Origin of the sequence: Paracoccus aurantiacus, assembly GCF_007993065.1 — a bacterium.
Taxonomy (GTDB): domain Bacteria; phylum Pseudomonadota; class Alphaproteobacteria; order Rhodobacterales; family Rhodobacteraceae; genus Paracoccus; species Paracoccus aurantiacus.
This window is the reverse complement of sequence record NZ_VOPL01000003.1, coordinates 67,151-90,457: the sequence shown is the minus strand read 5'-3', so window position 1 is coordinate 90,457 and position 23,307 is coordinate 67,151. Positions and strand designations below refer to the sequence as shown.

Annotated in this window: 26 protein-coding genes and 1 tRNA gene; 9 read left to right on the top strand and 18 right to left on the bottom strand. The window is 62.7% G+C overall.

Features of this window, described 5'->3' with window-relative positions; translation table 11 throughout:
• Window positions 1-41: 41 nt before the first annotated feature.
• The gene (gene carA, locus FQV27_RS08750; RefSeq protein WP_147097617.1) at window positions 42-1,202 is read right to left on the bottom strand and encodes a glutamine-hydrolyzing carbamoyl-phosphate synthase small subunit; all 1,161 of its coding nucleotides are present in this window, start codon (window positions 1,200-1,202) and stop codon (window positions 42-44) included.
• Window positions 1,203-1,330: 128 nt separating this feature from the next.
• Here carA and FQV27_RS08745 point away from each other — a divergent pair, with 128 nt between their 5' ends.
• On the top strand, window positions 1,331-1,792 hold the full coding sequence (locus tag FQV27_RS08745) for a GatB/YqeY domain-containing protein (RefSeq protein ID WP_147097615.1): 462 nt from the start codon (window positions 1,331-1,333) through the stop codon (window positions 1,790-1,792).
• A 71-nt stretch (window positions 1,793-1,863) separates the two neighbouring features.
• Entirely contained in the window at window positions 1,864-2,055 is a 192-nt protein-coding gene (locus FQV27_RS08740) for a DUF3008 family protein (protein ID WP_147097613.1), read from the top strand.
• Here FQV27_RS08740 and FQV27_RS08735 read toward each other — a convergent pair.
• The 6 genes from FQV27_RS08735 to FQV27_RS08710 all read right to left on the bottom strand — a co-directional run bounded on the left by FQV27_RS08735 (window position 2,052) and on the right by FQV27_RS08710 (window position 6,613).
• Window positions 2,052-2,546 carry a DUF2244 domain-containing protein gene (locus FQV27_RS08735; protein ID WP_147097611.1) on the bottom strand — a complete coding sequence of 165 codons (495 nt, stop codon included), beginning with the start codon at window positions 2,544-2,546 and terminating at the stop codon, window positions 2,052-2,054. The genes FQV27_RS08740 and FQV27_RS08735 overlap by 4 nt on opposite strands.
• 70 nt (window positions 2,547-2,616) lie before the next feature.
• Window positions 2,617-4,290, bottom strand: coding sequence for a cytochrome c oxidase subunit I (ctaD, locus tag FQV27_RS08730; protein WP_147097609.1), 1,674 nt, complete (start codon window positions 4,288-4,290; stop codon window positions 2,617-2,619).
• Window positions 4,291-4,535: 245 nt separating this feature from the next.
• Window positions 4,536-4,997: a c-type cytochrome gene (locus FQV27_RS08725; RefSeq protein ID WP_147097608.1), complete on the bottom strand. Its 462-nt coding sequence runs from the start codon at window positions 4,995-4,997 to the stop codon at window positions 4,536-4,538.
• 173 nt (window positions 4,998-5,170) lie between these two features.
• Complete coding sequence (lipB, locus tag FQV27_RS08720) at window positions 5,171-5,833, bottom strand: lipoyl(octanoyl) transferase LipB (protein ID WP_147097605.1); 663 nt, start codon at window positions 5,831-5,833, stop codon at window positions 5,171-5,173.
• Between the two features lie 106 nt (window positions 5,834-5,939).
• On the bottom strand, window positions 5,940-6,350 hold the full coding sequence (locus FQV27_RS08715; protein ID WP_147097603.1) for a hypothetical protein: 411 nt from the start codon (window positions 6,348-6,350) through the stop codon (window positions 5,940-5,942).
• Between the two features lie 176 nt (window positions 6,351-6,526).
• A tRNA-Leu gene (locus tag FQV27_RS08710) sits at window positions 6,527-6,613 on the bottom strand.
• Window positions 6,614-6,806: 193 nt separating this feature from the next.
• Here FQV27_RS08710 and FQV27_RS08705 point away from each other — a divergent pair.
• From FQV27_RS08705 to FQV27_RS08690, 4 genes are all read left to right on the top strand, one after another.
• A complete protein-coding gene (locus FQV27_RS08705; RefSeq protein ID WP_147097601.1) occupies window positions 6,807-7,910 on the top strand; it encodes an ABC transporter ATP-binding protein in 1,104 nt (367 codons plus the stop codon).
• A 99-nt stretch (window positions 7,911-8,009) separates the two neighbouring features.
• A complete protein-coding gene (locus tag FQV27_RS08700; RefSeq protein ID WP_147097599.1) occupies window positions 8,010-9,083 on the top strand; it encodes an ABC transporter substrate-binding protein in 1,074 nt (357 codons plus the stop codon).
• 54 nt (window positions 9,084-9,137) lie between these two features.
• Window positions 9,138-10,433 (top strand): ABC transporter permease, encoded by a 1,296-nt coding sequence (locus FQV27_RS08695; protein WP_147097597.1) that lies wholly within the window; start codon window positions 9,138-9,140, stop codon window positions 10,431-10,433.
• A 3-nt stretch (window positions 10,434-10,436) separates the two neighbouring features.
• Window positions 10,437-11,408 (top strand): ABC transporter permease, encoded by a 972-nt coding sequence (locus FQV27_RS08690; RefSeq protein ID WP_147097595.1) that lies wholly within the window; start codon window positions 10,437-10,439, stop codon window positions 11,406-11,408.
• On the opposite strand, the gene FQV27_RS08685 is transcribed toward FQV27_RS08690, so the two are convergent.
• Genes FQV27_RS08685 through FQV27_RS08660 form a run of 6 tightly spaced genes read right to left on the bottom strand, consistent with a single transcriptional unit; the run spans window position 11,405 to window position 16,788 of the window.
• Window positions 11,405-12,346 (bottom strand): AEC family transporter, encoded by a 942-nt coding sequence (locus FQV27_RS08685; protein ID WP_147097593.1) that lies wholly within the window; start codon window positions 12,344-12,346, stop codon window positions 11,405-11,407. The two genes, FQV27_RS08690 and FQV27_RS08685, sit on opposite strands and share 4 nt — an antisense overlap.
• Window positions 12,343-13,146: an MBL fold metallo-hydrolase gene (locus tag FQV27_RS08680; RefSeq protein ID WP_147097591.1), complete on the bottom strand. Its 804-nt coding sequence runs from the start codon at window positions 13,144-13,146 to the stop codon at window positions 12,343-12,345. Before FQV27_RS08680 ends, FQV27_RS08685 begins: the two co-directional genes overlap by 4 nt.
• Entirely contained in the window at window positions 13,143-13,949 is an 807-nt protein-coding gene (locus FQV27_RS08675) for a TatD family hydrolase (RefSeq protein ID WP_147097589.1), read from the bottom strand. The genes FQV27_RS08680 and FQV27_RS08675 overlap by 4 nt, the downstream gene beginning before the upstream one ends.
• A gap of 3 nt (window positions 13,950-13,952) precedes the next feature.
• Window positions 13,953-15,044, bottom strand: a complete 1,092-nt coding sequence (locus tag FQV27_RS08670; RefSeq protein ID WP_147097587.1) for a DNA polymerase III subunit delta' — start codon at window positions 15,042-15,044, stop codon at window positions 13,953-13,955.
• A complete protein-coding gene (tmk, locus tag FQV27_RS08665) occupies window positions 15,041-15,637 on the bottom strand; it encodes a dTMP kinase (RefSeq protein ID WP_147098130.1) in 597 nt (198 codons plus the stop codon). The genes FQV27_RS08670 and tmk overlap by 4 nt, the downstream gene beginning before the upstream one ends.
• 8 nt (window positions 15,638-15,645) lie before the next feature.
• The gene (locus tag FQV27_RS08660) at window positions 15,646-16,788 is read right to left on the bottom strand and encodes a D-alanyl-D-alanine carboxypeptidase family protein (RefSeq protein ID WP_147097585.1); all 1,143 of its coding nucleotides are present in this window, start codon (window positions 16,786-16,788) and stop codon (window positions 15,646-15,648) included.
• A gap of 117 nt (window positions 16,789-16,905) precedes the next feature.
• On the opposite strand from FQV27_RS08660, the gene FQV27_RS08655 reads away from it, so the two are divergent.
• Window positions 16,906-17,364, top strand: coding sequence for an SRPBCC domain-containing protein (locus tag FQV27_RS08655; RefSeq protein ID WP_222611680.1), 459 nt, complete (start codon window positions 16,906-16,908; stop codon window positions 17,362-17,364).
• Window positions 17,365-17,366: 2 nt separating this feature from the next.
• Here the strand turns inward: FQV27_RS08655 and FQV27_RS08650 are convergent, their stop codons facing one another.
• Both FQV27_RS08650 and FQV27_RS08645 read right to left on the bottom strand, forming a co-directional pair.
• Window positions 17,367-18,041 (bottom strand): DUF2270 domain-containing protein, encoded by a 675-nt coding sequence (locus FQV27_RS08650; RefSeq protein ID WP_147097574.1) that lies wholly within the window; start codon window positions 18,039-18,041, stop codon window positions 17,367-17,369.
• Window positions 18,042-18,105: 64 nt separating this feature from the next.
• Window positions 18,106-18,678, bottom strand: coding sequence for a thymidine kinase (locus tag FQV27_RS08645; protein WP_147097572.1), 573 nt, complete (start codon window positions 18,676-18,678; stop codon window positions 18,106-18,108).
• Between the two features lie 178 nt (window positions 18,679-18,856).
• Between FQV27_RS08645 and FQV27_RS08640 the strand changes: the two genes are divergently transcribed.
• Window positions 18,857-20,044: a multidrug effflux MFS transporter gene (locus tag FQV27_RS08640; protein WP_147097570.1), complete on the top strand. Its 1,188-nt coding sequence runs from the start codon at window positions 18,857-18,859 to the stop codon at window positions 20,042-20,044.
• 53 nt (window positions 20,045-20,097) lie between these two features.
• Here the strand turns inward: FQV27_RS08640 and FQV27_RS08635 are convergent, their stop codons facing one another.
• The gene (locus FQV27_RS08635) at window positions 20,098-21,339 is read right to left on the bottom strand and encodes a DEAD/DEAH box helicase (RefSeq protein ID WP_186827279.1); all 1,242 of its coding nucleotides are present in this window, start codon (window positions 21,337-21,339) and stop codon (window positions 20,098-20,100) included.
• A 533-nt stretch (window positions 21,340-21,872) separates the two neighbouring features.
• Window positions 21,873-22,322, bottom strand: a complete 450-nt coding sequence (dtd, locus tag FQV27_RS08630; RefSeq protein WP_147097566.1) for a D-aminoacyl-tRNA deacylase — start codon at window positions 22,320-22,322, stop codon at window positions 21,873-21,875.
• Between dtd and FQV27_RS08625 the strand changes: the two genes are divergently transcribed.
• Window positions 22,321-22,878 (top strand): hypothetical protein, encoded by a 558-nt coding sequence (locus FQV27_RS08625; RefSeq protein ID WP_147097565.1) that lies wholly within the window; start codon window positions 22,321-22,323, stop codon window positions 22,876-22,878. The two genes, dtd and FQV27_RS08625, sit on opposite strands and share 2 nt — an antisense overlap.
• Before the next feature lie 44 nt (window positions 22,879-22,922).
• Here FQV27_RS08625 and FQV27_RS08620 read toward each other — a convergent pair whose 3' ends face one another.
• The gene (locus FQV27_RS08620; protein WP_147097563.1) at window positions 22,923-23,282 is read right to left on the bottom strand and encodes a TetR-like C-terminal domain-containing protein; all 360 of its coding nucleotides are present in this window, start codon (window positions 23,280-23,282) and stop codon (window positions 22,923-22,925) included.
• Window positions 23,283-23,307: the final 25 nt, after the last annotated feature.

Here is a 23,307-nt window from a genome sequence, read left to right as displayed (position 1 = left end):
ATTTTCGGTTAAGCGGCGCGAATCGGGACCGAATGCGCGCTTCAGGCGACCCGGCGGTCGCGCATGGCGTCGGCAAAGCGTTTGAAGAGATATGCCGAATCCTGAGGGCCGGGGCTCGCTTCAGGGTGATACTGAACCGAAAAGACCGGCTTTCCCTCGACCGCCAGCCCGCAATTCGAGCCGTCGAACAGGCTGACATGCGTCTCGCGCACGCCTGTGGGCAGGGTCTGCGCATCGACGGCGAACCCGTGGTTCATTGACGTGATCTCGACCTTGCCGGTATCGACGTCGCGCACGGGATGGTTGGCACCGTGATGGCCGTGGCTCATCTTGACGGTCTTTGCGCCAAGCGCCAAAGCCAGCATCTGGTGGCCAAGGCAGATCCCGAAGATAGGCATGTCCCGGTCCAGAAGTTCGCGAATCATCGGCACGGCATATGCGCCCGTCGCTGCGGGATCGCCCGGTCCGTTCGACAGGAACACGCCCTCAGGCGCATGGGCCAGAACCTCTTCGACGGTTGCGGTCGCGGGCAGCACCGTTACATCGGCGCCTGCGCCGACCAGCGAACGAAGGATATTGCGCTTCGCACCGTAGTCCAGTGCCACAACCTTGAAGGGCTTCGCGGAATCCTGACCGGCAAATTCGCCGGGCCAGCCCCAAAGGCCGTCCGTCCAGTGGTAGCTTTGCCGGGTCGTCACCTCTTTGGCGAGGTCGAGCCCGATCAGACCCTTCCAGCCACGCGCCTTCGCAATCATCGCCTCGATGTCGAAATTACCTTCGGGGTCGTGGGCCAGCACGACATGCGGGCTGCCTTGCAGGCGGATCGCGCGGGTCAGCCGCCGGGTGTCGACGCCACCGATCCCGATGCGGCCGCGACGGCTCATCCAGTCCTGAAGGTCTGATGTCGCGCGCCAGTTCGACGGATCGGTCGGGTCCCATTTCACCACGATTCCACTGGCAACTGGGTCGGCGGCCTCGTCATCCTGCTCGGTCACGCCGGTATTGCCGATATGGGGGAATGTGAACGTCACGATCTGGCTCGCATAGCTCGGATCTGTCATGATCTCTTGATAGCCGGTCATGGCGGTGTTGAAGACCAGTTCGGCCACCACCTCGCCCTCGGCACCGAAGCCTTGCCCCATGAAAATCGTTCCATCCGCAAGGGCAAGGCAGGCGGTCGGTTTCGCGGCGGGCGCGGTCATGGGCTGGCTCCTGATCTGGCAATCGCGCGGAACCTAGTGAAGGGTGGCATGTTGGTCAAGCAAAGGCGGACTTGATTGAGTGTCTTTCCGCACCTACATCAAGGCGCTTCTGGACAAGAGGGATCGCCATGGAGCTGAAGACGAAAATCCAGTCCGCCACCAAGGACGCCATGAAGGCGAAGGACCCCGCACGCCTGTCGACGCTCAGGCTGATTTCGGCAGCCATAAAGGACCGGGAAATCGCTGCGCGCACCGGCGAGGGCGAAGCGCCCGGCCTGTCAGATGCCGATCTGGTCGCGATCCTTTCGAAGATGGTCAAGCAGCGCCAAGAATCGGCCCGCGCCTATGAGGAGGGCGGTCGTCTGGAACTGGCGGAAAAGGAAAACGCCGAGATTCTGGTGATCGAGGAATTCCTGCCCCGCAAGATGAGCGCCGAAGAAACCCAGGCTGCGCTGGATGAGGTCTTGGCCTCGCTTGGCGCGACATCGGTGCGGGATATGGGTCGTGTCATGGCAGAACTGAAAACGCGCTATGCCGGTCAGATGGATTTCGGAGCGGTCGGTCAGATGGTCAAGGAACGGCTGCTCTGACCGCCTGCTTCAACGGAACGCGTCCCGACCGGGGCGCGTTTTTTGTTGAGACGCAGCCCCGGAGGATCGAGATGCCAGCGAAATCGAAGGCCCAGCAACGCGCAGCAGGCGCAGCGCTCGCCGTCAAGCGCGGAGAGGGTAAGGTGAGCGATCTGCAAGGCGCCTCGCGCGAGATGTATGACAGTATGACGGAAGCGGAACTGGACGAGATCGCCTCGACCGATCACGATCACCTGCCCGAGCATGTCGAGGATGACAGCTAGCCCGTCCCCCGTATCCGCGCGAGTTCGCGGTTCACGTCCCTTTGCAGATCACGGCGTTCCTCGGGCGTCAGGAACGCACCGAGTTCGATCTCTCGTCCGCTTTCGTGATCGCCCGTGAGAGTTAGATAATCGTCAACCGGACCGGGCCTGATCGTTGCACGTATCCAGTAAGGGTTGGCTGACCATTCGCGCTTCGCGCCGTCCGGGTCCAGGCGCGTAACGGTGATTCGCTCTGGCGTGATGCGCAGGATCTCTTCGCTTGTGCCACTGCGATAGCTCAGCTCGATCGCCCACCAGATTGCAGCGATTGCAGCAAGCATGAACGGCAGCAGCGCCCACAGGATGACGTTTCCAAGCACGGCCAGAAGCGGCAGGCACAGCAGGCTTGCGGTGATTCCGATGAACCAGACGAAGCCCTTGCGGGGCAATGAGCGATGCGGTGTTGCCCGCATCTGCCGCGCATCTCCGACATCGCTCCAGATATAGGGCATCGGCGAGGGTCCGGTTCTGTTGTGAAAACGGCCCCGGATTTCTCCGGGGCCGCTCAATCATGTCAGCCGATCAGTGCGCGTGGCTGTGATCCCAGTCTTCGCGCTTGGGAAGCTGCTCGAACGTGTGTTCGGGCGGCGGCGAAGGAAGGGTCCATTCCAGCGTATCGGCGTATTCGTTCCAGTAATTGTTCTCGGTCACGCGCTTACCGGCGAACAGCGTGTAGAACACGATGCCGATGAAGAACAGGAACGAGGCAAAGGACAGATAGGCGCCAAGCGACGAGATATTGTTCCAGTAGGCGAATGCCTCGGGATAGTCGATATAGCGGCGCGGCATACCCTGACGGCCCAGGAAGTGCTGCGGGAAGAAGATCATGTTCGAACCGATGAACATCATCCAGAAGTGCAGCTTGCCGGCCCATTCCGGGTACTGACGGCCCGACATCTTGCCGATCCAGAAGTAGACCCCGGCGAAGATGGCGTAAACCGCACCCAAGCTCATCACATAGTGGAAGTGAGCCACGACGTAATAGGTGTCGTGATACACACGGTCCAGCGGTGCCTGCGACAGCACGACGCCGGTCACGCCGCCGACGGTGAACAGGAACAGGAAGCCGAACGCCCAGAGCATCGGCGTCTTGAACTCGATCGAGCCGCCCCACATCGTCGCGATCCAGCTGAACACTTTGATGCCGGTCGGCACCGCGATGGTCATGGTGGCCAGCATGAAATAGCTTTGCTGGGTCAGCGACATGCCGACGGTGTACATGTGGTGCGCCCAGACGACGAAGCCGAGCACGCCGATTGCGGCCATCGCAAGAACCATCGGCAGATAGCCGAAGATCGGCTTGCGCGAGAAGGTGGCGATCACGGCAGAGATGATGCCGAAGCCGGGCAGCACGATGATGTACACTTCCGGGTGGCCGAAGAACCACAGGATGTGCTGGTACAGGATCGGGTCGCCGCCGCCTGCCGGGTTGAAGAAGTTCGTCCCGAAGTTGCGGTCCATCAGCAGCATGGTGATGGCGCCGGCCAGAACCGGCAGCGACAGAAGGATCAGCCAGGCGGTGATGAAGACCGACCAGGCGAACAGCGGCACCTTGAACAACGTCATGCCGGGGGCGCGCATGTTCAGGAAAGTGGTGATGATGTTGATCGCGCCGAGGATCGAAGAGGCACCCGAGACGTGGACGGCGAAGATCGCCAGATCCATCGAATAACCTTCCTCGGTCGTCGAAAGCGGCGGGTAAAGGACCCAGCCGACCCCGGAACCATGTCCGCCACCGCCGCCAGGCGCGAGCAGCGACGCGATACCCAGGGCCACGCCGCAGACATACATCCAGTAAGACAGGTTGTTCAGGCGCGGGAACGCCATGTCCGGCGCACCGATCTGCAGCGGCATGAAGTAGTTGCCGAATCCGCCGAAAAGCGCCGGAATCACGACGAAGAACATCATGAGCACGCCGTGATAGGTGATCAGCACGTTCCACAGGTGGCCGTTGGGGGTACAATCGGCAGCGCTCGGGAACAGGCGCGCGCCTTCCATGCACATGTACTGCACGCCGGGGTGCTGCAATTCCATCCGCATGTAGACGGTGAAACTGACCGAGATCAGACCGACAAGGCCGGCCGTGAACAGATAAAGGATACCGATATCCTTGTGGTTGGTGGACATGAACCAGCGGGTGAAGAACCCGCGAGTATCATGATGTCCGCCGGATTCGTGAACGGCTGCATCGGCCATTGCGCGATCTCCCTGGGTTGATCCTGAGTCAGCCGGCAGGGCCGGCAGATTGGCGCACAATAGACGCGATGACCGGATGCGGCAATGCGCCTCGGGCGGGAAACTTCATGTTGCGGCACAGTTTTTCGGCGTATCAAAAAGCCCCCGCGACAGGAGGCGGGGGCCGGATGCATTGCCGAAATGTCCGGACAGGGATGCGCGCCGGGCGGATTGTCCCTTCGGGTCCGATCCGCAGCGACTGCTGCTTACGGTGCGGGCGCGCCGTCGCCCTCTGCGGGCTGCGCGGGCGCATCGGGCGAGATGCTCAGCAGATAGGCGACCAGATCGTCTTGATTCCGGGTCAGCTTGAACGTCATCTTCGACTTGGCCTTATCGTCGCCGGAATACTGATCCAGATATCCGGTCGGATCGGTCACATAGGCCTTCAGCGAGTGGATGTCCCAGACAGCATCGGGCTTTGCCTCTGCAAGCTTCAGGATACCGTCGCCATACTTGAAGTCCTCGACCGAGGCGATCTTGCGGCCGACGACGCCGAACAGGTTCGGGCCAGTCCTGCCGCCCTTCACGATATCGGCGCCCGTCGGGTCCTGGATCATGTGGCAGGCCTTGCACTTGTTGAACTCTTTCTCACCTTTCGCGGCATCCTGTGCCAAAGCCGGTGAGCAAAGCGAAAACAGGGTCAACGTGGCGATCAGGCTGGTTTTCATCGTCTATCCTTTCCTGCGCAATCAGAGAGCTGCATATCCGCGCGCGATCTTCCTTGCTGGAAATACTAGGCGCGGCATGCGGGGGGTTCAAATCACAACCATCTGCATCCGATAAACTATCCCCGGCAGGCGCGGCGGATTTGCCGCACCGCGCCTGCGACGCAGTCCAGCACTTAGACCGCGAAGCCAGTTGAAAAACGGCGCTGCAAGGCGCTGTCGAGATCTGCCATCGTGACCGGCAGGCCAAGATCCACCAGACTAGTGACCCCATGATCGCTGATCCCGCATGGCACGATGCCGCCATAGTGGCTCAGATCGGGTTCGACATTGATCGAGATGCCGTGAAAGCTGATCCAGCGCCGCAACTTTATGCCGATTGCGGCGATCTTGTCCTCTCTCATGCTGCCGTCGGGCAGGGGCGGCTTGTCGGGGCGGGATACCCAGACGCCGACACGGCCGTCGCGGATCTCGCCGCGGATGCCGAACTCGGCGAGTGTGTCGATCACCCAGGTCTCAAGCGACTTGACGAAGGCGCGCACGTCGCGGCCGCGCCGGTTCAGGTCGAGCATGGTATAGACGACCCGCTGCCCCGGACCGTGATAGGTATATTGCCCCCCGCGCCCGGCGACATGGACGGGAAACCGGTCATCCAGCAAGTCCGCCTCGCGCGCAGATGTGCCGGCCGTGTAAAGCGGCGGATGTTCGACAAGCCAGATACGTTCTCCTGCGCGACCATCCAGCATTGCCGCGACATGCGCTTCCATCGCGGCGACAGCCTCGGGGTAGGGGGTCAGGCCGGGCTCTATGACCCATTCGGGTTCTGGCAGGGGCGGCATTCGCGTCTCCGGATTGGCCACGTGATTGCGGCCCTGCCGAGTTAATGGGCGCGATGCAAAAATGAAAGGGCACCGCGTTTCCGGCGCTTCGAAGTCCAGTCGCGCGTCACTTGGTGCTGGAAATCTTCATCATGCCGGTCGCAGCCTCGCCGCAGCCCTTTCGCGCCATGAAGTGATCGAGATCGTTCGGGTCGCCCGTGCCGTAATAGCTGGAGACAAGCCGGCCGTCCTTAACGCGCATGAAGAACGGTTGAAAACCGACATAGCCGCCGAAAGCGTTCTTTCCGTTCACTTCGCCGCAGATTGCCCGGCCCTGACCGTCGCTGAGATCATATGCCACAAGGTTGCGCAGTTGCGCACTGGCCGGGTCTTTCATGCCGTCAATGATCGTCGACTGGATCAGGCCGCGCTCCTGCGTGGTGATCTGGGCAGGGCGCGTGCTGACGGGCGTGTCATTCACGTTCACACAAGCCGCGAGGGCAAGGCAGGCAATCATGGCAGTAAAGGCAGGGCGCATCCGGCGTCTCCGTTTTGGACATGGCCGGACGGTAGGACAGAGAGGTTAATGAAACGCTAACCGCTGAACACGTCATGTTCCCGGCGCAAACAGCGCCCATCGGCCCGCAACATGATGTCAGATGTCAGAAGAAAAGCCTGACGGTGTGCCTTTCGGCGCCGTCAGATGGGTGTCTTTGGTGCGGTCGAGAAGACTCGAACTTCCACTCCGGTTAAGGAACAGCGACCTCAACGCTGCGCGTCTACCAATTCCGCCACGACCGCATCGCGACAAGGGGGGCAGATAACGACTCATGCGGCGGATGAAAAGGGGGAATCGCAGGTCGTGCCGACATTTTCGGCACCCGCGCCGCCATTCCATTTCCGCGCGATCCAGCCTGTTGCAATCCGGCCTCTGCCCCGCTTAACCTGTCGCGAGCGGCGATCAGAACCGCGAAACAAGACAGGGGAACCGCGCTTGACGAATACGGCCCATGATGACGGTTTCGTCGTCTTCGATCACGTGCAGAAAAGCTATGACGGTCAGACGCTTGTCGTCAAAGATCTGAACCTATCCATCGGCAGGGGCGAATTCCTTACCATGCTCGGGCCGTCAGGATCGGGGAAGACCACCTGCCTGATGATGCTCGCCGGGTTCGAAACCGCGACCCACGGCCAGATCCTTCTTGACGGAACAAACATCAACGACGTGCCGCCGCACAAGCGCGGGATCGGTATGGTGTTTCAGAACTATGCGCTGTTTCCGCATATGACGGTGGGCGAGAACCTTGCCTTTCCCTTGGAAGTGCGCGGTCTGTCCAAGGCCGAACGCGACGACCGGATCAGGCGCGCGCTGGATATGGTGCAGATGGGTGCGTTTGCGAGCCGCCGCCCGGCGCAGCTTTCGGGCGGCCAGCAGCAGCGGATCGCGCTTGCCCGCGCGCTGGTATTCGATCCGAAGCTGGTTCTGATGGACGAACCTCTCGGCGCGCTCGATAAACAGCTTCGCGAGCATATGCAGTTCGAAATCAAGGCCTTGCATGAAAGACTTGGTGTAACCGTTGTCTATGTGACCCACGACCAGGGCGAGGCGCTGACCATGTCGGACCGGGTCGCTGTGTTCAACGATGGCCGCATCCAGCAGCTCGCCGCGCCAGAGACGCTTTACGAAGCGCCCGAAAACAGCTTCGTGGCCGGGTTCATCGGCGAGAATAATTCGCTGAACGGCACGATTGCCGATCTGAGCGGGGATCGCGCGACCGTGCGCCTTGCCAATGGCGAAACGATCGAGGCGACGGCGGTGAACGTGCACGAGGTCGGGCAACCCACGACAGTGTCGATCCGGCCTGAGCGTATCGAATTCAAGGATGCGATGATGCCCGACGGCGCGCATACGTTGGAAGCCAGGGTGATGGATGTCGTCTATATGGGGGACATCCTGCGCACCCGCCTGATGATTGGCGGAGAATACGATTTCGTCATGAAATGCCGCAATACGCTGGGTCAGACACGTCTGACGCCCGGCGATACCATCCGCGTCGGGTGGCATCCGCAGGATGCCCGGGCGCTTGATCCGGTTTGACAGGGACCGGCCCGGCGCGATCCCCGCGCCATGACCCGGCGCTGCACGGCGCCCAATGATAACGGCCAATGTGCCGACCAAACGCAACAGGAGATTTCGATGAAAAAGACCCTGATCCTGACCTCGGCACTGTGCAGCATGGCATTCGCCGCCTCTGCGCAAGAGGTCAATCTGCTCAGCTGGGGCGGCGCTTACGGCAATTCGCATCTCGAAGCCTATGCCAAGCCCTTTACTGCCGAGACCGGCATCGCCGTGAACATCGCCGATGCCGACAACCCCGCGACCCCGATCAAGGCCATGGTCGAAGCCGGCAACGTTACAAGCGACGTGGCTTCGGTCGAATATGCCGATGCCGTGCGGCTTTGCGACGAAGGCCTGCTGGAAGAAATCGATGCGGCCAGCCTGACGGCCGCCGATGACGGCACGACAGCCGCCGATGACTATATCGAAGGCGGCGTGACCGACTGCTTCGTGGCCACCGACGTTTATTCGATGGTCGAGGTCTATGACGATTCGAAGTTCCCCGACGCCAAGCCCGCTGGCCCGGCTGACTTCTTTGACCTCGAAGCCTTCCCAGGCAAGCGCACCATGCGCAAAGGCGCGAAGTTCAACCTGGAATTCGCGCTGATGGCGGACGGTGTTCCGGCTGCAGAAGTCTATGAGGTGCTGTCCACGCCGGAAGGCGTTGATCGCGCCTTCGCCAAGCTGGATACCATCAAGAATGACGTGATCTGGTGGGAAGCCGGCGCGCAGCCGCCGCAGCTTCTGGCTGATGGCGAAGTGACAATGGCCTATGCGTTCAACGGGCGTATCTTCGACGCGGCAATGAAGGACAACAAACCCTTCAAGATCGTCTGGGACGGTCAGATCTATGAAATGGAAGGCTGGGTGATCCCGAAAGGCGCGCCTCATATGGAAGATGCGCTCAAGTTCATCGCCTTCTCGACGGCGCCGGCGAATCAGGCCCGCGCGGCCGAGTTCATCAGCTATGGCCCGCCGCGTAAATCTGCCGCTGCGATCGTCGGAAATATTGAAGGCACCGAGGAGCCGATGGGGCCGCACCTGCCGACGACCGAGGCGAATATGGGCAATGCGCTTGGCTCTGACCTCGATTTCTGGGTCGACCATGATTCGGAACTGAACGAGCGCTTCAACGCCTGGCTTGCAGGCTGATAACCCACGGCCCGGCCACCGACGAGGCTGGCCGGGCCAATCTGGAAAGACCGAATGGCGACACCACTTGATCCCCATGCAGCCATCGCAATCGAGGCGGGCGGAGTCGACGGGCCGCTGACGACCGCAGACGGCCAGCCGTTGAACCGGGCGCTGTCGCGGGCATCGCGCAAGGCCCGCTGGCGGGCCTTCATGCTTGTGGCACCGCTGCTTCTGTTCATAGTCGTCACATTCGCCTTTCCGATCGGGCAGATGCTCTATCGTTCGATCCACAATGACGGCTTCGCGGCGAATATGCCGCAGCTCAGCGAATGGTTTGCCGAAACCGAACCGGGTACCACCCCGGATGAAGCCGCCTTCGCAGCCCTTGCCCGCGACCTGCAAGCCTCGGCCGAGGCACGCAGCATCGGCATCGTCGGCACCCGGATAAACTATGAGATGCCGGGCACGCGCTCGCTTTTCACCTCGACCGGGCGCAAGGTCAGGGGCGGGATAGAGCCGCCTTACCGCGAGGCGCTGCTGGAGATTGACGAGGATTGGGGCGACCCGTCGCTCTGGGCGTCGATGCGCAATTCCTCGACAGCATATACCGACAGCTTTTATCTCGCCTCGCTCGACAGAACACGAAATGTCGAGGGCGACGTCGTGCAGGTCAACGAAAACCGGCGCGTCTATATCATGCTGTTTCTGCGGACGCTGTGGTTATCGGCGCTTGTGACCTTAATGACCTTCCTTTTGGGTTTTCCCATTGCGCATCTGCTGGCGACGCTGCCGCTGCGCAGGTCGAACCTTCTGATGATCCTCGTGCTGCTGCCCTTCTGGACCTCGCTTCTGGTGCGCACAACAAGCTGGATGGTCCTGCTGCAACAGCAGGGCGTCGTGAATGATCTGCTGATCTGGCTTGGGGTGATCGACAACGGGGGCCGGCTGAAGATGATGTATAACCAGATCGGCACGATAATCGCGATGACACATATCCTTCTGCCCTTCATGATCCTGCCGCTTTATTCGGTGATGCGCACGATCAACCCGAGCTATGTGCGCGCCGCGAAAAGCCTTGGCGCGACCAGTTGGACGGCCTTTCGGCGCATCTATTTCCCGCAGACTCTGCCGGGGCTTGGGGCAGGGGCGCTTCTGGTCTTTATCCTTGCCGTTGGCTACTACATCACCCCTGCGCTTGTCGGGGGGGCATCGGGTCAGCTGATTTCGAACATGATTGCCGAACATATGACGGGCACGCTGAACTGGTCGATGGCCGCGGCGCTTGCAGCGATCCTGCTTGGTGGCGTGCTGATCCTTTACTGGGTCTATGACCGCCTTGTCGGCATCGACAATCTGAAGCTGGGCTGAACCATGGCGCTTCCGACATATGCAACTCCGCTGGAACGTATCTGGCACTGGACCTATCTGGTCATCTGCACGCTGATCTTTATTTTGCTGATCGCGCCGATCCTGATCATCATCCCGCTCAGCTTCAATACAGAGCCGTACTTCACCTTTACCAAGGACATGCTGTCGCTGAAGCCGGAAGGTTTCTCGATGCGGTGGTATGACAGCCTGATGACATTCGGCATGGCCCAGCCCGGCGCGCCGCGCGATGCCGCCTGGTTCGCCGATATGTGGGCAAATGCGAAATGGGTGAACGCGGCGAAGAATTCGATCATCATCGGCGTCTGCTCGACCATTCTGGCAACAGTGCTGGGCACGCTGGCGGCACTTGGCCTGTCAAGGCCGGAAATGCCGTTCAGACGGTTGATCATGGCGACCCTGATCTCGCCCATGATCGTGCCGCTGATCATTACCGCGACGGGGCTGTTTTTCTTCTATTCCTCGGCCTGCGTGCCGCAGGGCAGTTGGGCGCATTCGATCCTGCGACCGGTGCTGTCGAATTCTGGTTGTCTTGCCAACACCTATCTGGGTGTGATTCTGGCCCATGCGACATTGGGGATACCCTTTGTCATCATAACCGTGACGGCCACGCTGGTCGGGTTCGACCAGTCGCTGAACCGCGCGGCCGCCAGTCTTGGCGCCAATCCGCGCACCACGTTTTTCCGCGTGACCATGCCATTGATCCTGCCGGGTGTAATCTCCGGTGCGCTGTTTGCCTTCGTCACCAGCTTTGACGAAGTCGTTGCGGTGCTGTTCATCGCCGGCCCGGAACAGCAGACCATCCCGCGCCAGATGTGGAACGGTATTCGAGAACAGATCAGCCCCGCGATTCTGGCCGTGGCGACGCTGCTGGTCGTCTTCTCCATCGCGCTTCTGACCACGGTAGAGCTGTTGCGCCGCAGGTCCGAACGCATCCGGGGCGTGACACCCCGCTAGGGCAGGATCGCGAGCCAAACCGATATGGTCAGGATCGACAGCGCTGTTGCCACAAGCACCGTCGATGCCGCGACGCGCTTCGCAACGCCATAGATCGACGCGAAAAGATAGGCATTCACCCCCGGCGCCATCGAGGCCGTCAGCACTGCCGAACGCATTGCGGCGATATCCAGCGAGAACAGCTTGCCCAGTCCGAAGGTCACCATCGGGTGCAGGATCAGACCGGCAAAGCAACAGATGGCGATGGCGCGGCTGTCGCCTTCCGGTTTGTAGCGATAAAGGATGCCGCCAAGTGCAAACAGCGCTGTTGGCAGTGCCGCTCTGGACATCATTCCGACACCGTCCCAGAATCCTCCCGGCAGCACCAGCCCCGCCTGCAGCGCGAAGTTCATCGCCAGCCCGCACAGAATGCCGATCACCAGCGGCGTTTGCAGAACGCCGGTCAGCGCCCGCAGCGCCACGCGTCCGACAGACAGGTTCTGCCCGCGGGCGCGCGTGAACTCCATCACCGTGATCCCGAAGGTGTAAAGCATCGGCGAATGGATCGAGATGATCGCCCAGTTTCCCGCCAGCGCATCAGGCCCGTAAGCGCGTTCGGTGATCGGCACACCCAGAAGAAGCGAGTTCGAAAACAGGCAGATGAACCCTATCGCGACGGCATCCTCTGGCGGGCGGCCCAGCCAGCGCGCGCCGAAAACGCCCAGCCCGAAGGACGCGAATGCGCCTGCGTAGAAGGCGAAAAGCATCGGGATGTCGAAATCCGCCGACAGGTCCAGTCTGGCGACGGATTGGAACAGAAGCACCGGAACGGCGAAGTTCTGTGCGAAGCGCATGACCCCATCGACGGCGGCTTCCGAAAACAATCCGCGCCATGCGACGACATAGCCAAAGCCGATGACCAGAAAAACCGGCAGCACGACATCGAACAGCGCGGTCACTCCACCGCCTCCAGCACCAGCCCGTCAAAGGCCGGGGTGACGTTTGCGGGCGTTTCCGCATCGGTTCTGGCGTAGTCGAGGTCGATATGCATATTCGTCAGCACTCCGCGTGGCGCGCCGGATCGCGCCAGCCAGTCCAGCGTCAGCGCCAGATGGGCGTGGCTGGGATGGGGATCATGGCGCAGGGCGTCGCAAATGAAGATCTCGGGCGTGCCGATGGTCTGCCACGCCTCGTCGGGGATCATCTGCACATCGGGCAGATAGACGATACCGCCGCCGGAGGTCGGGATTTTCAGTCCCAGAGCCTCGATCTCGCCGTGCGGCACGGTGAACGGGGTGATCTCGACCGGCCCGCCGTCACCGTCAATGGTGATCGGACCCTCGAAAGGGTGCAGATCAACAATGGGGGGATAGTTCGATCCGGGCGGGCTTTCGAAGATATAGTTGAAGCGGCCCCGCAGATGCGCCGTGGTCGCCGCGTCGGCATAGCCCCGCACACGGGCGCGGGCGTTATAGGCAAGCTGACGCAGGTCGTCGATGCCGTGGACATGATCGGCGTGGGAATGTGTCCAGACCACGGCGTCGATGGTGGTCACACCGGCATCCAGCATCTGCGGCACCAGATCGGGGCCGGTATCCACCAGCACCCGTGTCATGCCATCATCGCCGATCCTGTCGATCAGGATCGCGCAGCGGCGACGGCGGTTCTTGGGATTGCCGGGATCGCATGCCCCCCAGTTCCCACCAATGCGCGGCACCCCCCCGGACGATCCACAGCCCAGGATGGTGACGCGGATCATGCGGCGGCCTTCCAGAACAGCCGGTCGAAATTGGCCGAGGTTTGGGCCGCGAAATCGGCGTAGGACATGCCGAACAGTTCCGCACCGACGGCGGCGGTGCGGGTGACGAAAGCCGGTTCGTTCCGGCGACCGCGGTGTGGCGGCGGGGCAAGATATGGGGCGTCGGTTTCGACCAGAATGCGGTCCAGCGGCGCGGCCTTGAAAATGTCGCGCAACTCGGTCGAACGGGGAAATGCCGCGATCCCGGACATGGACAGATAAAACCCCAGATCCAGCGCCGCCTGCGCCAGTGCCGGGCCAGAGCTGAAGCAGTGCATGACGCAAGTATATGCGCCTGCGCGGTGCTCCTCGGTCAGGATGCGGGCCATGTCATCATCGGCGTCGCGGGCATGGATGATCAGCGGCAGGCGGGTCTGGCGCGCGGCCTCGATATGGATGCGCAGGCTGTCCTGCTGCGCGGCAGCGCTGTCGGCAGTGTAATGGTAATCAAGCCCGGTTTCCCCGATGCCGACGAATTTCGGATGGGCGGCAAGCGCCACGAGTTCATCGACGCTGACCATGGGTTCGTCCGCCACGCTCATCGGATGGGTGCCGGCGGCATAGAAGACGCCGTCATGGGTTTCGGCGATGGCGCGCACGCCGGGTTCGTTGCGCAGGCGGGTGCAGATGGTGACCATGCGACCCACGCCGGCGGCGCGGGCGCGGTCGATCAGCGCATCACGCTCGCCATCGAAATCGGGGAAGTCGAGATGGCAATGGCTGTCCACGACAGGGACCGCCTTGCCGGCATCGGGATAGGGCATCGGTCAGGCTTTCGCATGTGCCGGGGCCAACCCGGCCAGTTGGATCAGCATATCCATCACCAGCGCCGCAGGGTCAAGGTTGACCGCCCGACCCGTCCGCGCCCGCGCCGACAGTTCCGCCTGCGCGCCCGCCCAGATGCGCGCCGCGCGGCCATCGGGGCACAGCCGCACCATCAGATCGGCCTCTCCCCTGGCGGCTTCGGGGATCGGTGCGCCCAACAGTCCGGCGCGCGCAAGGCGGGTCAGGAAGCGGTCCAGCAGGGTGATGCGCAGATCGAAGGGATCGCCGTCGGCGGTCGCGCGCCCTGCGGCACCTTCGGCCAGATCGCGCGCCTTCTGGCGGTCAAAGCGAGGCAGGGTGGCGAACAGGTCAACGATCTGGGCATAGACCTTCAGCCCGTCCTGACCGTCAAGCCGCAGCGCTTCCCCCACCGATCCGCCTGACAAAGCCGCCAGCGCCTCGGCCCCGGCATCGACGCCAAGGGGGGCAAGCACGCGGGTCATATCCTCTGGCGACAGCGGGGACAGTCGCAGCTCTCGGCAGCGCGAGCGGATGGTGGGTAGCAGGCGTGCGGGCTGGTGGGAGATCAGCAGGATGATGCCCGCCTTCGGCGGCTCCTCCAGCATTTTCAGCAATGCGTTGGCGGCGGCCGTGTTCATGTCATCGGCGGCATCGACAATAGCGACACGGCGGCCACCCTCTGCCGCGCTCATGTGAAAGAAGGACAGCAGCGCACGGATGTCATCGACGCCGATCTCCGCCTTCAGCCGCCCGGTTTTGTCGTCGAAGCCACGACGGACCAGATGCAGGCGCGGTTCGGAAAGCGCGGCCACGCGGCGGGCGAAAGGATCATCTGCCGGAATGGTCAGGTCGCCGGGCGCACCATCGGCCAGCAGCCAGCGCGCGATCTGCCAGGCCAGCGTCGCCTTGCCGACCCCGCGCGGCCCCGTAATCAGCCAGGCGTGGTGCAGACGATGCGCATCGGCGGAGGCCAGGAAATCCGCCGCCGCTTGATCGTGCCCGATGACCGCGCGTGCATGGCGCGGATGCGGCGCGCCGGGGACGCGGTCGGATTCGGGGGTATCATCGCTCATAATGCAGCCCGGACACGCGCGGCGACGTCCACGGGCGCGCCACTGCCGTCGATGATGCGGACGCGCGTGGGATGGGCGGCAGCGAGATCGGCAAAGCCCGCACGCAGCTTTTCCTGAAAGCCGAGGCCCATGGATTCGAAGCGGTCTTCGGTGCCGCCACGTGCCACGCCGCGTGCCAGCCCTTCCGCCGGGTCAATGTCGATCACGAAAGTCCGGTCGGGCTCAATCCCGATCATCAGCTTGTGCAGGGCTTCGACCGTGGCCGACAGATCGCCCCGCGTCACGCCCTGATAGACCCGCGTGGAATCGGCGAAGCGGTCGGTGATGACGGTCGCGCCTCGTTCCAGCGCCGGGCGGATGGTGCGTTCCAGATGGTCGCGGCGGGCGGCGTTGAACAGCAGGATCTCGGTTTCCGCCGACCAGCGGTCAGTGCCGCCTTCGACCAGCAGGCGACGGATCGCTTCTGCGCCGTCCGACCCGCCCGGCTCGCGCGTCAGCACCACCTCTTGGCCCTCGGCAAGCAGGGCTTCGGCCAGCATTCGCGCCTGCGTGGACTTGCCGCTGCCGTCTATACCTTCGAAGCTGATGAACATGCGGCCCGTCAGTTCCGCGCGGCGGTCCACGCCTCGCCGCCTAGGCGCATCGCAGCACCCTTCATGCGCCCGACAAAGCCCGCCGCGGTGATTTCTTCGGCGGCGACCAGCGGCACATTGGCAGGGCCGACGCCGGGGATCTGGATCTGCAGGGTGCCAAGCTGGGCGCCTTTCGCGACCGGGGCCTCGATCGGGCCGGTAAAGACCGCCTCGGCGGTGACACCCGATTCCGCGCCGATGGGCATCAGCACGTTCAACCCGTTCTGCGTGGTCAGCGCGACCTGCGATTTAGACCCCAGCCAGACAGGGACCGAGGCGACTGTTTCGCCCTGCGGCACGACTTCTTTCATCGTAAAGTCGCGAAAGGCCCATGCGGTAATCCGCTCTGCCTCCTCAGCCCTCGCCTTTTCGGTGTCCAATCCGGTGACGACAAAGATCACCCGGCGGTCACCCTGAACAGCGGACCCGACCAACCCATATCCGGCTTCCTGCGTGTGGCCTGTTTTAAGCCCGTCCGCCCCGATACCAAGCTTCAGAAGCGGGTTGCGGTTATGGCGATTGGCGGGCGCACGATTGTCGAACGGAAATTCGGTGATCGCGAAATACTTGTAAAGCTCGGGGAAATCCTCGACCAGATGTTCTGCCAGAATGCCGAGGTCATGCGCCGACATGACGTGGTTCGGGTCCGGCCAGCCGGAGGCGTTGGCGAAATGCGATTGCGTCATCCCCAGCGATTTCGCCCGGTCGTTCATCTGGCGGGCAAAGGCTTCCTCGGTCCCGGCCAAGCCTTCGGCGACGACGACGCAGGCGTCATTGCCGGACAGCACGATGATGCCCTTTATAAGCTCCTCGACCGTGGGGCGGTCGCGTTCGTTCAGGAACATGGTCGAGCCCTGCATCTGCCGCGCCTTCGTGGACACGGGCAGGCGGGTGTCCATTTGCAGGCGACCATCGCGCACGGCCTCGAACAGCATATAGACGGTCATCAGCTTTGACATTGATGCGGGCGGGATGGGCTGGTCCGCGTTCTTTTCCAGCAGCACCGTGCCGGTACCCACATCATACACCCAGGCCGAGCGGGCGGTTGTGTCGAAAGCAGCCGCCTGCAAGGGCAGAAGAAGGGCGAGAAGGGCGGGAATTACTGCGCGCATGGATGTGCCTGTCTTTGGGCGGAGTGCCTGTTTTGAGAATAGGATTACCCGATGATCTGTCCTGTCGCAACGCGCAGGACCAATGTATCTTGCAACTGTGAGCAGAGGGAGCCACCGATGACGATCACGGCCAAGGACATGGATTTCACGGTATTCTGCATCTTCGATCATCCGCCCGCCAAGGTCTACGCGGCAGTGGCCGAACCTGACCAGCTTCAGCAGCATTTCACGACGGCTGGCGCAAAAGGTGTGATGCAGAGCGGCGCGACTGTCACCTGGGAGTTCGCCGATTTTCCCGGCCCTTTCGACGTGCAGGTGATCGAAGCTGTGCCTGGTGAAAAACTGGTCTTCGACTGGGGGCATCCTTCGGGCGATGGACGCAACCGCGTAACCTTCACCTTCGAGGAGATCGCGCCGGGCCGCACCCGCGTCGAGGTCAGCGAGACTGGATGGCAACCTACGGCGGACGGTCTGAAATTCGCTTATGGGAACGTCATGGGATGGTCCTATATGCTGGCGACGATGCGCACATGGCTGGATCACGGCATTTCACGCCGAGAGGGCATGTTCAGATAGGTCTAGCCCATGCCCAAGGGGTCGCGGCGCCTTTGGGCGCGGCGCTTGTTCTCGCGCTCGCTGATGATCGCGATGACGCCCCATGACAGGCAGTACAGCCCGCCCAGGGCCAGCACGATCCAGCCCGGCACAGGGCCGATGGCCGCACGTTCCAGCAATTGCGCGCGCGATTCCAGCGGTGTCGGATGCACGATCAGCTTGCCCAGATAGGCCGCCGTCTGGATCAGCAGAATCCAGAAATAGTTGCGTCTGATGCGCCGCCCGATCGCCGTCCACATGCTGACGTGATAGCGGGGATGCAGATAGTCGTCGGCCAGCCTGTCCTGCCAGTGATCTTCCAGATGCAGGTCGCCTTCCTTCAGCATGGGTGCGAAAAAATGCAACTCCATCCAGCGGCAACGGGCGCGCCAGACGTTGAAATAGCGGTAGCGCCGCGCCTCCAGCATGAGGAAGAAGATGATCAGGATGCCGACCAGCACCAACGGCAGCGGCGATGCCTGTGGCGAGGAATAGGTGATCGACAAAGCGACCCCCAGCGTGACCACCGACCAGTTGGTCGAGGTGTCCAGCAGCGTGCGCCAGACGGTCGAGCGATAGACCTCACCCCGGTACAGATGCGCGATCGCGCCGATCTCTGCCGGGTCGAGCTTTTTGCGCGACGTGCGGTCCCCGTCCATCCCTGCCTCCCTGCCTGTGAAACTGGCAGGGAAGTGACGTCACGGCAAGCAATTCGTCGGATTTTCAGGCACCCACCGCTTCGCGCCAGTGGCGGCGGCACAGCGACAGATAGGTTTCGTTGCCGCCGACCTGCACCTGATCTCCGTCGGTGACGGCGCGACCGTCCGGGCCGCGCCGGATCACCATGGTGGCCTTGCGCCCGCAGAAGCAGATGGTGCGGACCTCTCGCATATCGTCCGCCAGGGCCAGCAACGCGGCGGAGCCGGGGAACAGCTCGCCCCGGAAATCGACACGCAGCCCGTAGGCCATGACCGGGATGCCCAGATCATCCGCGACGCGGGCAAGCTGCCAGACCTGAGCCTTGGACAGAAACTGCGCCTCGTCCAGAAAGACGCAGGCAAGGTCGCGCGGATCGTTGCTGATAAGCGCGAACAGATCCTCGTCGGGACCGAAGGCTGTCGCTTCAGCCGAAATCCCGATCCGCGAGCCGATGACGCCCGGACCTGCGCGATCATCCAGCGAGGCGATCAACAGCAGCGTTTCCATCCCCCGCTCGCGATAGTTGTAGCTCGCCTGCAGAAGCAGCGTGCTTTTGCCGGCGTTCATCGTCGAATAATGGAAATACAGCTTGGCCATATCGCCAGATAGCGTTGCCGGAAGGACGCATCAAGCGGGCGATTTACTGCCGCAGCGACAGCCTCGGATTGCCATTTCCGGATCGGGCAGGCAAAAGCTCATCATCGGCGGCGGCGGTTTCCCTTTCATGCGCGATTCTGCGCTGCCTTTATCTATACATAAATATCAGGCTTATCCGATGCGTGACCCCATGTTCCGCATGGCCCTTATTCTGGGTCTTCTTTCCGCCGTCGGTCCCTTTGCGATCGACATGTATCTGCCTGCGCTGCCGCAGGTGGCGAACGACCTTGGCACGACCGAGGCCGGTGCCGCGCGCACGCTGACATCCTATTTCATCGTCTTTGGCTTCGCGCAGATGATCTATGGCCCGATGGCTGACGCGATTGGCCGCAAAAAGCCGCTGATCCTTGGCGTCACGATCTTTCTGATCGGCACCGTCGCGGCGGCGATGGCGCCCAGCATCGGCTGGCTGATCCTGGCGCGCGGTGTGCAGGGCCTGGGGGCCGCGACGCTTATGGCCGTGCCGCGCGCCGTCATCCGCGATCTGGCGACGGGACCGGCTGCGGCAAGGATGATGGCTGCGGTGATGATCGTCATCGCGATCTCGCCCATGCTTGCGCCGCTGACCGGATCGCTGGTCATGCAATGGGGCGGCTGGCGAGAGATCTTCGCCGTCCTTGCGGTCGCAGCCTTCCTGAGCCTTGGCCTGATCCTGTTTGTCCTGCCGGAAACACTGGCCCCCGATCAGCGCCAGCCGGTTAGGCTGCAGGTGATGTTGGCGGGTGCCCGCCGCCTGCTGACCGACCGGCGCTTCATGGGGCTGACCATGATCGGCGGGTTCGGGATGGCCAGCTTCTTCGTGTTCCTGTCAACGGCGAGCTTTGTTTACACCAAGCATTTCGGCCTGACCGAGATGCAGTTCTCGTTGGCTTTTGCCGTCAACGCGATCGGCTTTTTCACCGCTTCGCAATTCGCGGCGCGGCTGGCGCAGCGCTTCGGGATGGAGCGGGTGATTTCGCTGGCGATTACCGGCTTTGCGGGCGTCATGGTGTTTTTGACCGCCATAGTGTGGTCAGGCTTTGCGTCGCTGCCCGTCGTGATGGCGGGGCTGTTCGTGGCCTATGCGTTTCTGGGGCTGGTCATGCCTACGGCGATGGTCATGTCGCTGGACCCGCACCCGGATATTGCCGGGCTTGCGTCATCCATCGGGGGCACGTTCCAGATGCTGACGGGCGGAATAATGATCGCGATTGTCGGGCCGTTCATGGACAATACGCCCACGACCATGATCCCTGCCATTGCGCTATGCGCCCTGCTGGCATGGGCGACGGCGGCGCTGTCTTTGCCACGGTTGCGGCTGATCTGAAACGAAAAACGCCGCCGAAAATCTTCGGCGGCGTTTGGTTTTTCTGCGCGCGATCAGCCCTTCTGTTCGGCTTTCGGCCTGCGCGAAGGACGGCGCGAGGGGCGCTTCTGCGGTGCGCCCTCGCCACCCTGACGGGGCTTCTGACCACCGCGACCGCGGCCCTGCGGGTGGGCCTTCCGCTCGACTGGCGGTTCACCACCGATGACCGGGATCTGCGCCTTGATGGCCTTTTCGATATCGCGCAATTCGCCGATTTCGCCCGGCGCGCAGAAGGCCACGGCGCGGCCATCGCGACCGGCGCGGGCGGTGCGCCCGATGCGGTGGACATAGTTTTCCGGCACGTTCGGCAGGTCGTAGTTATAGACATGCGCGACTTCCGGAATGTCCAGCCCACGCGCGGCCACGTCGGTCGCAACCAGCACCTGCGTCTTGCCTTCGCGGAAGCCGGCAAGGGCGCGCTCACGCTGGCCCTGCGACTTGTTGCCGTGGATTGCCGCGACCGAAAAGCCCCATTTTTCCAGCAGCTTGGCCAGTTTCTCGGACCCGTATTTGGTGCGACCGAAGACAATGGCCAATTCGCCCGGATGCTTGGACATGTATTCGGCCAGCAGGCTGGCCTTGTCGCCCTGATTGACGAAATGGACGCCCTGATCGATCTTGTCGGCGGGGCGGCCCGGCGGGTTTGCCTGAACGCGGACGGCGTTGGTCAGATAGGTGTCGGCCAGTTCTTCCATCAGCTTCGGCATGGTGGCCGAAAACAGCAGCGTTTGCCGGGTTTTCGGCAGGGTGCGGGCGATGCGGCGCAGGGCGTGGATAAAGCCGATATCCAGCATCTGGTCGGCCTCGTCCAGAACCAGATATTCGGTCTTGGACAGGTCCACGGCATTGCGATCCAGCAGGTCGATCAGACGGCCCGGCGTTGCGATCAGAACGTCAACGCCACGCTCAAGTCGTTGAATCTGCACATTGATCGAGGCACCTCCGACAACGCGGAAGGCGCGGATCGGGGTGCCCTCGGCGAAGCTTTCGACCGAGGTCGCGATCTGGGTTGCCAGTTCGCGCGTGGGCGCGAGGATCAGGGCGCGGCAGGACCGCGGATCGGGCTTGCGGCCATGGGCGATCAGCCGGGTCAGCATGGGCAGCGAAAAGGCCGCCGTCTTGCCGGTTCCGGTCTGGGCAAGTCCAAGGATATCAGTGCCTTGCACGATATGCGGGATGGCCTTCGCCTGGATCGGCGTCGGCTCTGTCAGGCCCATTGGGGCGAGGTTGGCGTTGATGCGGGGATCAATGCCCATATCGGCGAAGGGGCCGGTTGTCACCGGTTCGCGCGCGGGGGCGCGGCGGGCGTTTACATTGGCCTCGCGCGGCGCACGTTGCGCCTGCGGGCGGGGTTTCTGGCCGCGACGCGGCCTGCGGTATTCAGTATTCATATCAGTCACTTACATATGCCGCGCACCCGTATCGGGCACGGCTGGGGCGGCGTCTTGCCGCATAGGGGTGCGGGCCATGATACGGCGGCCCGACGGTGCCCCTGCGTGTAGGTGGGAACCTTCAAAAGCCCGGTCGCGACTGGCTGCACACGCGGCAGCACGCGGATCCGGGGTTGAATGGCAGATGAGGGTTCGGCGGCGAAAAGTCAAGCGTCCTGACGCATTCCCGAGCGAAAGAAACGGCTGCAATAACGCGTCTATAACCCATCCATAATGCGTATATATCGCGTATATACAACGACGAGCCCGCCTTGCCCCCTTCGCGACCCGCCGGAATCACGCCCGCCTGAACGGGTTGGGAAAGCTTGCGGGGGCAGGTTGGGCATCCGCTTCACATCCTAGCGACGGTCAGCCGTATCCATCCAGATCGTGACCGGGCCGCTATTGGTCAGGGCGACCTGCATGTCGGCGCCGAATTCTCCCATCTCGACGGCGATGCCGAGGTCGCGAAGCGCCTGCGCGAAATGCTCATACAGCGCCTGACCCTGATCGGGAGGGGCGGCGCTGGAAAAGCCTGGGCGGTTGCCGGTCCGAGTGTCGGCGGCAAGGGTGAACTGGCTGACGACAAGGGCCGCGCCGCCGGTGTCCAGAAGCGAGCGGTTCATCTTGCCGGCCTCGTCGCGGAAGATGCGCAGCTTGGCGACCCGCGCGGCCAGCTTGTCGGCGGCCGTCTGGTCATCGCCCTGCATGGCGCAGACCAATATCAGCAGGCCGGGCCCGATCTGGCCGGTGATGCGGTCATCGACCGTAACGGATGCGTCGGTGACGCGTTGGATCAGGGCGCGCATGGCTGGCCTTTGGTTTCGGTTTCAGCTTGATGCTTGTCACGGTAACGGGTTGGCGGCAATCATTCGGAAGTTGACGCTGTTTCGTGGAGCGGTTGGGATGATTGTTAGGAAGAACCTTCTTTTGACGTTGGCGTTGCTGGCGGGATGCACGCCCGCGCTTGAGCCGAGCGACACGAGTGCTGTTGTCGAGTTGAACTCGGGTGGCGCATTCAGCGGATACCAGCAGTTCGAGGTGTTTCCGGATGACATCATGCGGACAACCGTCGCCGGGCCTTTCGATGAGAAGAAGCGGTCTGCTTCGCGGCAGCTGAACCCCGGTGCATTTGTCGCCGCGCGGGATCACATTCTGGCCAATCCGATCCCACAGAAGGTGCTGGATGCAGCGGGGGACTGCGATGATTACGGGGGCGACATCGTGAGTTACAGCGGACCGGATAAACAGGTGAAGTATCTGGCCCATTGCCCGAGCGAGCGGTTGCATGCCCTCTTCGGCGAGGTAAGCGATATTATCGACAGTCATGATCCGAAGGCCCAGCCAGTGGTCAGCGGCGAATAGCCATCAGGCTTGGCGAAAGACTGACCGGCCGTCATGCGCCAGGCTCAACCCGTTATCCCGCCGCTGAGCACCGGGCGCATCAGCGCGCGCAGCGCGTCATCGCCCAGTCCCTGAAAGCTGAGCATGCCGCCGGCCTGCAACTGCGCGATGCCGTGGACGAAGGCCCAGGTGACACGAAGGGCATCATCGGGCGGCAGGCGCAGGCGGTTCCGGGCGTCAAGCGCCGCCAGAGCCTCGGCCAGGGGGGCGAGGGCGGCTTTGCCTTCGGGCGACTGGGGGTGACGTTCGGTCGTGTCGAACATGACGGCGAACATCGGCGGGTTGTCGCGGGCAAAGGCGATGTAGCGCAGGCCGAGCGCGATCAGGTGATCGGTGCCGGTCTGGGACGTGGGTTCCTGAAGCAATGTCGCAAGACGGGTGAAGCCGGTG